Source organism: Streptomyces sp. JJ36, assembly GCF_021696945.1.
GTDB lineage: Bacteria > Actinomycetota > Actinomycetes > Streptomycetales > Streptomycetaceae > Streptomyces.
Genome location: NZ_JACYHE010000033.1, coordinates 14688 through 27211, shown reverse-complemented (window position 1 = coordinate 27211; position 12524 = coordinate 14688). Strand labels below are relative to the sequence as shown.

Here is a 12524-nt window from a genome sequence, read left to right as displayed (position 1 = left end):
CCCGGGCACCGCCCTCCTGCTGCCCGGCCTGCGGCGACCGGGCGCGCGGCCGCTGCGGTCAGCCGTAGCGGCGCGGGGCCGCAGGCCGCAGCGCATCCGCCACGTCCCGGGCGAGCGTCCCCTCCTCGCCCGGGGCCAGCGGCGACACGGTCAGCCGCAGGCCCGGCGGGGAGGCCAGGCGGTAGCGGGCGCCCGGCGCCGCGGCCCAGCCGGCCCGCAGCAGCCGGCCCACCGCGCCGGTCTCGTCGGGTACCGGCACCCAGACGTTCATGCCGCTGCGCCCGTGCGCGGCGACGCCGTGCGCGGCCAGTGCGCGCACCAGCGCGTCCCGGCGCGCGCCGTAGGAGCGGGCCACGGCACGGGAGTCGACGGCCCCGGAGGACCACAGCCGGACGACGACGTCCTGGAGGAGTCCGCTCACCCAGCCCGGACCGAGCCGCTGGCGCCCGGCCACCCGGTCCACGGTGACCGCGTCCCCGGTGAGCACGGCGAGCCGCAGGTCCGGCCCGTAGGCCTTGGCGACGGAGCGCACCAGGGCCCAGTGCCGGGTGACGCCGGCCAGCGGACGGAGCGGCAGGTCCACGATGCCGTGACCGTGGTCGTCCTCCACGAGCAGGGTGCCGGGCCGGTCGGCGAGCACCCCGCGCAGCTCGTCCGCCCGTGCCCCGCCCACCGCGGCCCCGGTGGGGTTCTGCGCCCGGCCGGTGACGACGAGCGCGCGGGCGCCGCGCCGGAAGGCACCCTCCACCGCCTCCGGAAGCGGCCCGTCGTCGTCCACGGCGACCGGCACCGGGCGCAGCCCGAGGGCCGGTACCAGGTCCAGCAGGGCACCCCAGCCGGGGTCCTCCACGGCGACCGTGTCCCCCGGGCGGAGATGCGCCCCGAGCACGCGCTCGATGGCGTCCAGGGCACCGGAGGTGACGGCCAGCGGCCCGCCGGGCACGCCGTCGGCCTCCAGTCCGGCGCGGGCGGCGGCCGCGAGCCGCTCGTCCACGGCGGGAGCCCCGTAGAGCACCGGCCTGCGGGCGTGGCGGGCGGCTGCTGCGGCCAGCGCCTCCTCCAGCGGGGGGAGCAGGGCCGGGTCGGGGTTGCCCTGGGTGAGGTCGCGGACTCCCGGCGGCACATCGGCACGGAGCTCCTCCCGGGGCGTGCTGGCCGGACGCTGCCGGACGCGGCTGCCACGCCGTCCCCCGGTCTCGATGACGCCGCGGTCGCGCAGCATGCGGTAGGCCGCGGCGACGGTGTTCGGGTTCACCCCCAGCGTGGCGGCGAGTTCGCGCTGCGGAGGCAGCGCCTGCCCCGGGGCCAACCCTCCCGAGCCCACGCCGTTCTCCACGCTGGCGGCGATCTCGGCTGCGCCCCGACCCTCGATCCGGTAATCTCCTAGCACAAAGCACATTATGCACTAGTGCAATGTCCCCGCAAGGCCCCGCACCGACGACCGCGAGGAGATCAGGTGACCGCGCCCACGACCCCGGACGACTCCCCCGCCCCGCACGCTGCGTACACGGCGTGCACGGGGTATACGGCGAACAGCCGCACCACGCCGACCCGCGGCCGCCACCGCGCCTCCTACGACCGGGAGCTGGTGCACGCGATCCTCGACGAGGGATACGTCTGCCATCTGGGCTTCGTCCGCGACGGCGCCCCCGTCGTGCTGCCCACGCTCTACGCCCGCACCGGCGAGCGCCTCTACGTGCACGGCTCCACGGGATCGCGCCCGCTGCGGGCCGCCGGCGAGGAGCCCGGTCTGCCGGTCTGCCTGACCGTGACCCACGTCGACGGGCTGGTACTCGCCCGCTCGGCCTTTCACCACTCCGTCAACTACCGCTCGGTGGTGGTGCACGGCACCGCCCGCCCGGTCACCGGCGACACGGAGCGCCGGGCCGCGCTGGACGCCCTGGTCGACCACGTACTGCCCGGCCGGGCGGCGGACTGCCGGCCGGCCGACGCCCGGGAACTGGCCGCCACGGCGGTGCTGGCCCTGGATCTCGCGGAGGCCTCCGCCAAGGTCCGCGAGGGCGGCCCCCACGACGACCCCGAGGACCGGGAACTACCCCACTGGGCGGGTGTGCTGCCGGTCGCCCCGGCCTACGGCGACCCGGTGCCCGCGGAGGACCTGGCGCCGGGCGTCTCCCGGCCCCCGTATCTCGTCCGGGAGCGGCGCGCGGGGTGAACCGGTGCCGCCTGGCGCCCGGCGCGCCGACTCCGCCCGCCGGGGGCACGGCACCGGAGCTCTGCGCGGGGCCCGGGCCGCCCGGGAAGCCGGGCCCCGGTACCTCCCCGGGCCGGACCGACCAGGGGCGACCCGTCAGCGACCCCGGCGGGCGTTGAGCCGGGCGGCCTGGCGCGTCAGGTGGTCACGCTCGGCGAGGTTCGGTGCCGTGTGGGCCGCCTCGGCGTACAGCCGAGCCGCCGTCGCCAGGTCGCCGTCACGCTCGTGGAGATACGCCGCCACCGCGGCGTGGCGCGGCAGTGAGGCGTCCAGCCCGGCGAGTGCCGCCAGGCCGGCGCGCGGCCCGTCGGCCTCCCCGACGGCGACCGCACGGTTGAGGCGCACGACCGGACTGCCGGTCAGGCGCGTGAGCTCGTCGTACCACTCGACGATCTGCACCCAGTCGGTCTCCCCGGCGGTGGGCGCGTCGGCGTGCAGCGCCGCGACGGCGGCCTGGGCCTGGAACTCGCCCAGCCGGTCACGGGCGAGGGCAGCCTGGAGGATCCCGACCCCCTCGGCGATCAACGCGGTGTCCCAGCGGCCGCGGTCCTGCTCGGCGAGCGGCACCAGGCTGCCGTCGGGCGCGGTCCGGGCGGCGCGCCGGGCGTGGTGGAGCAGCATGAGGGCGAGCAGCCCGGCCACCTCGGGGTGGTCGATGCGCGCCGCGAGCTGCCGGGTGAGGCGGATGGCCTCCGCCGCCAGGTCGACGTCACCGGAGTAGCCCTCGTTGAAGACGAGGTAGAGGACGCGCAGCACGGTGGCGACGTCACCGGGCCGGTCGAAGCGCACGCCCGAGACGGTGCGCTTGGCCCGGCTGATGCGCTGCGCCATGGTCGGCTCGGGCACCAGGTAGGCCTCGGCGATCTGGCGGGTGGTCAGCCCGCCGACGGCGCGCAGCGTGAGCGCGACGGCCGAGGCCGGTGTCAGCGACGGGTGGGCGCAGAGGAAGTAGAGCTGGAGCGTGTCGTCCACCGCGTGCGCCGGGCCGGGCGCCGGCTCCTCCTGGACGCGCTCCTCACGCCGGCGGCGGGCGGCGTCGGCGCGCGTGGCGTCGAGGAACCGGCGCCAGGCCACGGTGACCAGCCAGCCCTTGGCATCCCGCGGAGGGCCGGCCGCCCAGACCCGGAGCGCCTCGACCAGTGCGTCCTGCACGGCGTCCTCGGCCGCCGCGAAGTCGGCCCCGCGGCGGACGAGGACGGTGAGCACGCTCGGCGTGAGGCTCCTCAGCAGGACCTCGTCCACCGGTGCGGACCCCGGTGAGTCCATCGGTGGCGTCACTCCGTGACGGTGGGCGGCGCGGTCAGGAACGGGCGCACCTCGAGCCACTCGTGGATCGGCTCGCCGCCCGCCCCGGGGGCGGCCGACAGCTCCCCGGCCAGCTCGACGGCGCGCTCGTAGCCGTCGACGTCGATGATCATCCAGCCGGCGATGAGGTCCTTGGTCTCCGCGAACGGTCCGTCGGTGACCGGCGGGCGCCCCGCACCGTCGTAGCGGACCCACGCTCCCTCGGGGGCGAGCGCCTGACCGTCGACGAACTCGCCGGTCTTCTCCAGCCGGGCCGCGAAGTCGTTCATGTACTGCACATGGGCGGAGATCTCCTCCGGGCTCCACTGGTCCATCGGCACGTCGTTCACCGACGCCGGGGCGCCGCGGTAGTGCTTCAGCAGCAGGTACTTGGCCATCGTGGTTCTCCTCGGTGCTCGTACGACCCATTGTGGTCGCGTTCACCCCGGGGACGGAGCCGGACACGGGTTCTCGACATCGCCGGCCGGTTCTTCCGGGCCCACCCCCGCGTCTCCGGCACGGCCAGGGCCTTTCCGGCCCCCGTGCCTGTCCGCCTCTAGGTGCGCGGCGTGCCCGCCGCCACGCCTGTCTCCCCGGCGGTACCGGACGGGCCTGCCCCGGTGGCCGGCGGCGCCCCGGCGGCCGTACCGGGGCCCGCGGCGACCGGCTCCGCCGCGGCCCGTGCGGGGGCGGAACTCTGTGCGATGAGCGCACCGGCCAGTACCACGGCACCGCCGAGGAGCTGGGGCGTGGAGAGGTGCTCGCCCAGCAGGAACCAGGCCAGCACCGTGGCGATGACCGCCTCCAGGCACGCGACGACGCCGGCGACCTGCGGCGAGAGCCGCCGTACGGCGACCACCCCGGTCAGGTAGGCGGCGACCGTCGTGACCAGCACGATCCAGCCGAGCAGCAGCAGGGCGGGCACCGGGGCGCCGTCCATCCGCGCGTCGGCGGCGAGCACCGACCACTCCATCCGCCAGGGCCGGGTCACGACGGTGAGCACCAGCGCGCCGGCCAGCAGTCCGTAGGCGATGACGCCCAGCGGGTCCGGTACCTCCTCCCCGGTGCGGGCACCGTGCTCACCCGCGTGTCCGCCCCCGTCGGTGCCGTGGTCGGAGAGCACGAAGTAGCCGACCTGGCAGCAGGCGGCGCCCAGCGCGAGCACCAGGCCCAGCAGGTCGAACCGGAGACCGGCCCAGACCTCCACCACGCAGGCCAGGCCGCCGACCGCCAGCACGACGCCCAGCGCCGCGGCCCGGGTGACCGGGCGCCGCTGGACGAAGCGCACCCAGCCCAGCACCAGGGCCGGCGCCAGGTACTCGATGAGCAGGGCGACCCCTACCGGGATGCGGGAGATCGCCGCGAAGTAGCACGCCTGCACCCCCGCGACCGCCAGCAGCCCGAAGCCGGCGAGCAGTCCCGGGCGGCGGCGCAGCAGGGCGCGGTACCGCCAGGCGAGCGGCAGGGTCACGAGCGCGGCTCCGGCGACCCGGAGCCAGGTCACGTGCAGCGGGTCCAGGCCCGCCTCGATCAGCGGCTTGGCCGCGGGGCCGGAGCCGCCGAAGGCGAAGGCGGAGAGCAGGGCGAGGCCGAGGCCGACGCCACGGCCGCCGGCGGGGCGTGCGGGACGGGAGGTGTCGTGCATCCGCATATCATGCCAACGGGCGACAGGAGTGTCATCCCCAATGACGCCTGTCAGGGACCGGGAGGCGCAGGCACCCACGGCCCTACGGAGGCCCTCGCACCGGCGGCGCAGCGCATCGCCTTCCGGCACCCCGGCCGCCGCTCCCGCCCGGGCACCGGCACCGGACCGCCGACCGGAACGGGCGACGAACCGGCTCCGGGCGGCGGCCGCACCGCCGTCCGGGCTCAGTCCTCCTCGGCGAGGATCAGATAGAGCCGCTTGCGCGCGTCGTTGACCACACCGAGGGCCTTCTCCCGCTGCTCCGGACTGCCCGTCGCCCAGACCTGCCGGAAGGCCTCGATCAGGCCGCCACCCGCCTTGCGGATCTCGTTCATGGCCTCCCAGTCGATGCCGCGGCCGGCCTCCTCCCAGGGAGCGTCCGGCCCCGTGCCGGCCTCCGCGCGGCCGGCCTCGGTGAGGGCGAACAGCCGCTTGCCGCCGTCGTTCTCACTGGCGATCAGCCCCTCGTCCTCCAGGAGCTGCAGCGTCGGGTAGACCGAGCCGGGGCTCGGCTTCCAGGCGCCGCCGCTGCGCTCGGCGATCTCCTGGATCATCTCGTACCCGTGCATCGGGCGGTCCTTCAGCAGGGCGAGGATCGACGCCCGCACATCGCCCCGGCGCGCCCTGCCGCGCCCGTGACCCCGGCCGCCGAAGGGCGGGCCCTCACCGAACGGCGGCCCGAACGGGCCGAACGCCGCTCGCCCGTGCTCCCACGGCGCACCGCAGGACCCTCCGCGGTGCCCCCGGCCGCGCTTGCCGCGACCGCCCTCATGTTCCGTCGCACACATGTCGCACCCTCTTTCTGCGATTGTTCGCGATGCCTCAACGATATATCGAGACACTTCGTTCGCCAAGCCCCTGCCGAACCCGTTGCGGTCCACCGCGGCGGAATGGGACGTGCCGCACGCACCCGGGCGCGGCTAGCCTCCCGATCATGCGCATCCGTACCGTCGACGCCTTCACCGACCGCCCCTTCGCCGGCAACCCGGCAGCCGTCGTCCTGCTGGAGGACGGCCCCTTCCCCGGCGACGACCGGCTGCAGCGCCTCGCGGCCGAGCTCAACCTCTCCGAGACGGCGTACGCGCACCCGCTGCCGGACGACCCCGGCGCGGACTGGGCGCTGCGCTGGTTCACACCTCGCACCGAGGTCGACATGTGCGGCCACGCCACGCTCGCCACCGCCCACGTGCTGCACGCCGACGGGCGGGCCCGGGGGCGGGTGCGCTTCCGCGCCCGGTGCGGCGTGCTGACCGCCGTGACGGCGCCCGACGGCACCGTCACACTGGACTTCCCCACCGCCCCGCTCTCCCCCGTACCGGTGCCGGAGGGCCTCGCGGCCGCGCTCGGCGCGAAGGTCCTGAGCGCCCACGACACCGGCCCGCACGTGGGCGATCTGGTGGCCGAGCTGCCGGACGCGCAGACGGTACGGGAACTCGCCCCGGACGCGGCCGCCCTGGAGCGGCTCCCGCACCGCGGGGTCATCGTCACCGCGCGGGCAGGCACGGACGACGCGGACCACGACTTCGTCTCGCGGTTCTTCGGGCCCGCCGTCGGGATCCCCGAAGACCCGGTGACCGGCAGCGCCCACACCGCGCTGGCGCCCTTCTGGTCCCCGCGGCTGGGCCGCGACACGCTCACCGGGCGTCAGCTCTCGGCCCGCGGCGGCCTGGTGCGCACCACTCTGCGCGGGGAGCGCACGGAGCTGGCGGGCCGGGCGGTCACCATGCTGGACGCGGAGCTGCGGGCGGAGTTCTGAGGCGGCCACCCGGCGGCGAGCCGGGCCGCGGGGCCGGTGGACCGCGCCCGGCGCAGGTCGCAGGCGCCGGGTCCGGTACGTCCCCGGGGCGCAGGCTCGCCGCCCCTCCCCCGCGCCCTGGCCCTGTGGTCAGCCCGTGGGCAGCCAGTCCACCCGGCCGGCCAGCAGCGCGTAGCCGACGAACGCCACGATGTCGATCAGCGCGTGCGCGGCGACCAGGGGTCCCACCCGGCCCCACCGGCGGTAGAGGAGCACGAAGATCACGCCCATCGCCATGTTCCCCAGCAGCCCGCCGATGCCCTGGTAGAGGTGGTACGTGCCGCGCAGTACCGCACTGGCGGCCAGCGCCGCCGTGGGGCTCCAGCCCAGCCCGTCGAGGCGGCGCAGCAGATAGCCCACCACGATGACCTCCTCCACCAGGGAGTTCTGCACGGCCGAGGCGATGAGCACCGGGATCTTCCACCAGACGTCCGGCAGGTTCTCCGGCACCACGGTCAGATTGGCCCCGGCGGCCCGCGCCCCGAGGTAGAGCAGCAGGCCCGTCCCCCCGATGCCGGCCGCGACCACCGCGCCCCGGGAGACGTCGAAGGCCGGGCGGCGCAGGTCGCAGCCGACCGCCCGCAGGCCGCCTGCCCCCTCGCGGAAGAGCAGATGGGCGACGAGGGCCACGGGGACCAGCGCGGTGGCGATGCCGAAGAGCTGCCAGGCCAGGTCCAGCCAGGGACGGTCGGGCGCGCGCGAGGAGTTGAGCCGGGCAGCCTGGTCCGCCAGGCCACCCGGCGCGGTCAGCGAGCCGGTGAAGCTGATCAGCGCCGAGACCGCGCTGGCGCCGAGCGACAACGCGAGGACGAGCAGCGTCTCCCGGCGCAGCACCGGCGCTGCCGCACCGCCCCCGGGGACGGCGAGCCCGGTGTCTCCGGTCGGCGAACCCACACCTTCCTCCACTTCCACGATCCGGCCTCGTCGGCCTGCCCCCGACGCTAGGGTCTGCGCAGCACACCGGAGACCGCGCGCGCCGGCCGGGGGCGCGCGCCGCGCCCGCCGGGCACACCGGCCCGGTCCCCCGGCACGACCGACAGGCCGCACGGAGGGTCGTACGCCATGGGACGTCACAGCTTGCCCGATGACTCCGCCCGCGCGGGCAGAGGGTCCCCGCTTCCGCCGGAAGAACGCGCGGAACGCTCCGGGAGGCGCCGCCGTACGGGTGCCGTGCTCACCGTCTCCCTCCTGCTGGCGGGTGCGGCCACGGCGGTCGCGGCCCGCACCGGCTGGCAGCCCTTCGCGGAGCCGTGCGGCGACGGCACCGTACGGCTGCGGGTCGCCGCGGAGCCCTCGGTCGCACCCGCGCTGCGCACCGTCGCGGAGCAGGCCCGGGAGCGGCACGTCACCTCGGACGGGCGGTGCCTGGACGTGCGGGTCACCGCCCGTACCGGTGCCGAGACGGCCGCCGCCCTCGCCCGCGGCGAGGACACCGGGCACCAGGTGTGGGTGCCGGACTCCGCGCTGTGGGTGCTGCACGCGGCCTCCTCGGGCCGGGCACCGCAGCTCGACACGGCGGGGAACGTGGCGAGTACCCCCCTGACCCTGGCGGCGGTGCCCCCGGCGGCGAAGACGCTGGGCTGGCCGGAGAAGACCTACGACTGGGCGGAGCTGGCCGCGGCCGTCACCGGACGGGACGCCCTGCGCGCCGGGGCCGCGGACCCGGCGCGCAGCGCCACCGGGCTGCTCGCGCTGGCCCGGGTGCGCAGCGCCGCCACCGCGGCGGGCGGGACGGACGCGGGGCTCCGCGCGGCCGCGACGGCGCGGGCGCTGGCCCGGCACACCGCCCCCGGCGACGCGCAGGTCCTGGCGACGCTGCCGCGTGACGCCTCCCGCGCCGAGCTGCACCATCCCCAGCGCAGTCAGGTGCTGTTCCTCTCCGAGCAGGCGGCGTACGCGCACAACCGCTCCGGCGGGGCCCGGCAGCGGCTGCGGCTGTTCTATCCGCGGGACGCGGCCACGGTGCTGGACTACCCGTACACCCTGCTGGACGCCGCAGGGCTGAGCACCGGGCAGACCCGGGCCGCATCCCGCTTCCAGACGCTGCTGGGCGGCGCCGAGGGCCGCTCGGTGCTGCGCCGGCACGGCTTCCGCCCGCCGGGTGCCCAGGCCGACCCGGAGCTGGTGCGGACCGCGGGCGGGCGGGAACCGCAGCCCACCACCGACGCCCCCGTCGAGCCGCCCTCCGCGGAGGAGACGGACGCGGCGCGCGGTCTGTGGACGGTGACGATCCAGAGCGAGCGGATCACCACGGTCGTGGACGCCTCCGCGTCGATGGCGCAGCCGGTGCCGGGCCGTCCGGGGCAGACCCGGATGGACGTCACCCGGTCGGCGCTGATCCAGGCGCTGGGCCAGTTCACCGCGGACGACGAGATCGGACTCTGGGAGTTCGCCCTGCGGCTGGACGGTGACCGGGACCACCGCACCCTCGTGCCGGCCGCACGGCTCGGCGACCCCGCCGGGGACGGCGGCACCCAGCGGGACCGGCTGCTGACCGCACTGGCCGGGCTGCGCACCGTCCCGTACGGCGCCACCGGACTGCACGACACGGTGCTGGCGGCCTACGAGCAGGCCCGGAAGGGGTATGCGGAGGGGCGGTTCAACGCGGTGGTGGTGCTCACCGACGGCGCCGACCAGGACCCGGACGGCGCCTCGCTGCGCGCGGCGGTGCGCGGGCTCCGGGAGTCGGCACGGCCCGGGCGGCCGCTGCCGCTGATCGTCATCGCCATCGGCCCGGACGCCGACGAGCGGTCCTGCCGGCGGCTGGCGGAAGCGACCGGCGGTTCGGCGCACCGGGTGGACGACCCGGCGCAGATCCACCGGGTGGTGCTGGAGGCGATCACGGTGGCCGGCAGCCGTACGGGCGGCTGAGGGGTGCGTCGTCAGGGGCCGGGAGGCCAGGTGTGCACCGGCTCCTCCGTGCGGACCAGCTCGCAGTACCGCCGGGTCACCGCGGCCAGCGCCTTCTCCCGGTCGAGGCCCGCTTCGAGGCCCCGGTGGTACGCGGTGGCCTGCCAGGACGCGCCGTTCACCCGGCGCCGGCAGCGCTCCTCGATCACCGTCAGGTAGCGGTCCCGGTCCGCGGGCTCCACGCCCCAGGCGTCCAGCCCGGCGGCGGCCAGCGGCAGCAGTTCCTCCCGTACGAGCCGGGTCGCGGGCCGGGCGGTGACGCCGCCGCGCCCGTGCCGCGGCCAGTGCAGCTCGGCATCGATCCCGTGCCGGCAGGCGGCGTCGAAGTTCGCCTGCGCGGCGGCGAAGGGCATGCGGGTCCACACCGGGCGCTGCTCGTCGGCGAGGGCCCGTACCAGGCCGTAGTAGAAGGCGGTGTTGGCGAGGACGTCGGTGACCGTCGGGCCCGCGGGCAGCACCCGGTTCTCCACCCGCAGGTGCGGCACGCCGTCCATCACGCCGTAGACCGGCCGGTTCCAGCGGTAGACGGTGCCGTTGTGCAGGACGAGTTCCGGGAGCCCGGGGGTGCCGCCCTCGTCCAGCACCCGCAGCGGGTCCTCCTCCTCGCAGATCGGCAGCAGGGCCGGGAAGTAGCGGAGGTTCTCGGCGAAGAGCTCGCGCGGTGAAACGATCCAGCGCTCCCCGAACCAGGTGCGGGGCCGCACGCCCTGCACGGCGAGCTCGGGCGGCCGCGTGTCGGTGGCCTGCAGGAACAACGGGGGGCGGGACTCGCGCCAGAGCTCCCGGCCGAAGAGGAAGGGGGCGTTCGCTCCCGTCGCGACCTGCGGTCCGGCGACGGCCTGCGCGGCGTTCCACACGTCCGCGAACCGGGCCGGGGTCACCTGGAGGTGGAGCTGCACCGAGGTGCAGGCGGCCTCGGGGGCGATCGACCCGGAGGTGTAGGTGAGCCGCTCCACGCCCTCGATGTCCAGCACCACGTCCTCCCCGCGGGAGGCCATGATCTGATCGTTGAGCAGCGTGTAGCGGTCGACGGCGGAGAGGTTCGCGGAGACGAGGTCCTCGCCGGTGAGGGTGGGCAGGATGCCGATCATCACGATGCGCGCGTCGACCTCCCGCGCCTGCCGGTCCGCGTAGGCGAGCCCGGTGCGGAGTTCCTCGGCGAGCTGGTCCAGCACCCGGCCGTGCAGCCGGTGCGGCACGATGTTGACTTCCAGATTGAACTGCCCGAGCTCGGTCTGGAAATCCCGGCTGCCAATGCGTTCCAGAACCTCCAGGTTGGTCATGCGCGGCATGCCGTCGGCGTCCGCCAGATTCAGCTCGATCTCCAGTCCCATGAGATTGCGCGGGCGGTCGAACCGCTTCTCGTCCAGCATCCGCTCCAACGCCTCCAGGCACCGGCGTAGCTTGTAGCGGTGACGCTGCCGAGCCGACAGGTCGAACCTGTCGGCCGCGACCTTCTCACCCATCGGGGCGTGCCTCCTCGGTCGGACTGCCCGCGGCGACGGCCGCGGTTACGGACGATGATGCCCGCCCGTCCGCCCGCCAACCTCCCCGGACGGCACCGCGGAAAGGTAATCTGACCGCGGGGGTCGCGGCTGGCACATTCCGTCGGCATACGGCGCAGCCGTCCGGCCGCACACGGATGCCATGGAAAAGGACAGGCGGAACTCGGCCGACCGCATTCGCGGAGAAGCCCGAGGCAGCCGGCGCGGGCCCGGTACACAGGGGGAGGAATTGCCCCGGCAAAGCGACCGGAAGTCGCCTTGCCGGAAATACGGGGGCGCGCTAGCAGAAACCCGATGGGAACATACGTCGTATAAACTTCCGGGACGAGGCAGAGACTTGACGCCCGCACCGGCCGCTCGACGCCGGCGCCCTCCGGCCGCACCGCCGCGGCCCGCGCCCGGCGAGGCCCGTTCGCGTCCCGCCCCCGCCCCGCCCCAGCGTGTCTCCCAGTGAGAGGCGACCCATCATGCCCCTGCGTGTCCCCCCGGCTCCCGCCCCCGCACTCCGCAGCGTCACCGCCGCCCTGCGATCCCGTGCCGCCGACGGCCGGCCCGCCCTGCGCCCCGCCCGCGCGCTGCCGGTCCACGAGCTCGACCAGGTGCGCCGGGAGGGCCCGCCGCGCACCCGGCTGACCGGCTGGCGCTTCCTGCTGTGCGCCGCGGACGCCGACGCCGCCGACGGCGCGGACCGCGGGCACGGCACGGACGCCGAATCCGGTGCGGCCGCCGCCGCGGCGGCGGACGCGCCCGCCGTGGGCGCCGCGGAGGCCATGCTCACCGCGGACGGCTGGGCCTTCGCGCACTTCGGCGGCGGACCGTACGTCGCCTCGGCCGAGCGGGCGCTGCGGCAGGCCGAGGTCCTGCCGCTGCCCTACCAGCCGCGGCTGCTGTCGGTCCCCGAGCTCTACATGCTGACGCTGTGGCTGCACGGCGACGCCGAGGCGGACGCCGCTGCCGGCTCACCCGGTCCCTCGGACCTGCTCGTCCCGCTGGCGCCCGCGCCCCCCGGCATCGCACCGCACCTTCCGCAGCGGGTGGACGTCCTGCTCCCGCTCCTCACCGACCGCCTGCCGGCCGCACCGCTGCTGCGCGCCTCCGCCTGAACGGCACGGGCATCCCCGCACCGGCCCC

Annotated in this window: 11 protein-coding genes; 4 read left to right on the top strand and 7 right to left on the bottom strand. The window is 76.2% G+C overall.

Annotated elements, in window-relative coordinates; genetic code table 11:
* Positions 1-58: 58 nt before the first annotated feature.
* Complete coding sequence (locus HOY81_RS14860) at positions 59-1390, bottom strand: aminotransferase class I/II-fold pyridoxal phosphate-dependent enzyme (protein ID WP_237320828.1); 1332 nt, start codon at positions 1388-1390, stop codon at positions 59-61.
* A 66-nt stretch (positions 1391-1456) separates the two neighbouring features.
* On the opposite strand from HOY81_RS14860, the gene HOY81_RS14855 reads away from it, so the two are divergent.
* Positions 1457-2176 (top strand): pyridoxamine 5'-phosphate oxidase family protein, encoded by a 720-nt coding sequence (locus HOY81_RS14855; RefSeq protein ID WP_237320827.1) that lies wholly within the window; start codon positions 1457-1459, stop codon positions 2174-2176.
* Between the two features lie 135 nt (positions 2177-2311).
* Here HOY81_RS14855 and HOY81_RS14850 read toward each other — a convergent pair whose 3' ends face one another.
* The 4 genes from HOY81_RS14850 to HOY81_RS14835 form a co-directional block, all read right to left on the bottom strand.
* On the bottom strand, positions 2312-3457 hold the full coding sequence (locus HOY81_RS14850) for an RNA polymerase sigma factor (RefSeq protein WP_237320862.1): 1146 nt from the start codon (positions 3455-3457) through the stop codon (positions 2312-2314).
* Between the two features lie 32 nt (positions 3458-3489).
* Positions 3490-3897, bottom strand: coding sequence for a YciI family protein (locus HOY81_RS14845; RefSeq protein WP_237320826.1), 408 nt, complete (start codon positions 3895-3897; stop codon positions 3490-3492).
* 158 nt (positions 3898-4055) lie between these two features.
* Positions 4056-5150 carry a DMT family transporter gene (locus HOY81_RS14840; protein ID WP_237320825.1) on the bottom strand — a complete coding sequence of 365 codons (1095 nt, stop codon included), beginning with the start codon at positions 5148-5150 and terminating at the stop codon, positions 4056-4058.
* Positions 5151-5368: 218 nt separating this feature from the next.
* Positions 5369-6037 carry a PadR family transcriptional regulator gene (locus HOY81_RS14835; RefSeq protein WP_237320824.1) on the bottom strand — a complete coding sequence of 223 codons (669 nt, stop codon included), beginning with the start codon at positions 6035-6037 and terminating at the stop codon, positions 5369-5371.
* 80 nt (positions 6038-6117) lie between these two features.
* Between HOY81_RS14835 and HOY81_RS14830 the strand changes: the two genes are divergently transcribed.
* A complete protein-coding gene (locus HOY81_RS14830; protein WP_237320823.1) occupies positions 6118-6939 on the top strand; it encodes a PhzF family phenazine biosynthesis protein in 822 nt (273 codons plus the stop codon).
* A 129-nt stretch (positions 6940-7068) separates the two neighbouring features.
* On the opposite strand, the gene HOY81_RS14825 is transcribed toward HOY81_RS14830, so the two are convergent.
* Positions 7069-7872 (bottom strand): CPBP family intramembrane glutamic endopeptidase, encoded by an 804-nt coding sequence (locus tag HOY81_RS14825; RefSeq protein WP_237320822.1) that lies wholly within the window; start codon positions 7870-7872, stop codon positions 7069-7071.
* 276 nt (positions 7873-8148) lie between these two features.
* On the opposite strand from HOY81_RS14825, the gene HOY81_RS14820 reads away from it, so the two are divergent.
* Positions 8149-9849, top strand: a complete 1701-nt coding sequence (locus HOY81_RS14820; protein WP_308341043.1) for a substrate-binding domain-containing protein — start codon at positions 8149-8151, stop codon at positions 9847-9849.
* A gap of 11 nt (positions 9850-9860) precedes the next feature.
* Here the strand turns inward: HOY81_RS14820 and HOY81_RS14815 are convergent, their stop codons facing one another.
* Positions 9861-11354, bottom strand: coding sequence for a glutamate--cysteine ligase (locus tag HOY81_RS14815; RefSeq protein ID WP_237320820.1), 1494 nt, complete (start codon positions 11352-11354; stop codon positions 9861-9863).
* 506 nt (positions 11355-11860) lie between these two features.
* On the opposite strand from HOY81_RS14815, the gene HOY81_RS14810 reads away from it, so the two are divergent.
* Complete coding sequence (locus HOY81_RS14810; protein ID WP_237320819.1) at positions 11861-12496, top strand: hypothetical protein; 636 nt, start codon at positions 11861-11863, stop codon at positions 12494-12496.
* Positions 12497-12524 lie beyond the last annotated feature (28 nt).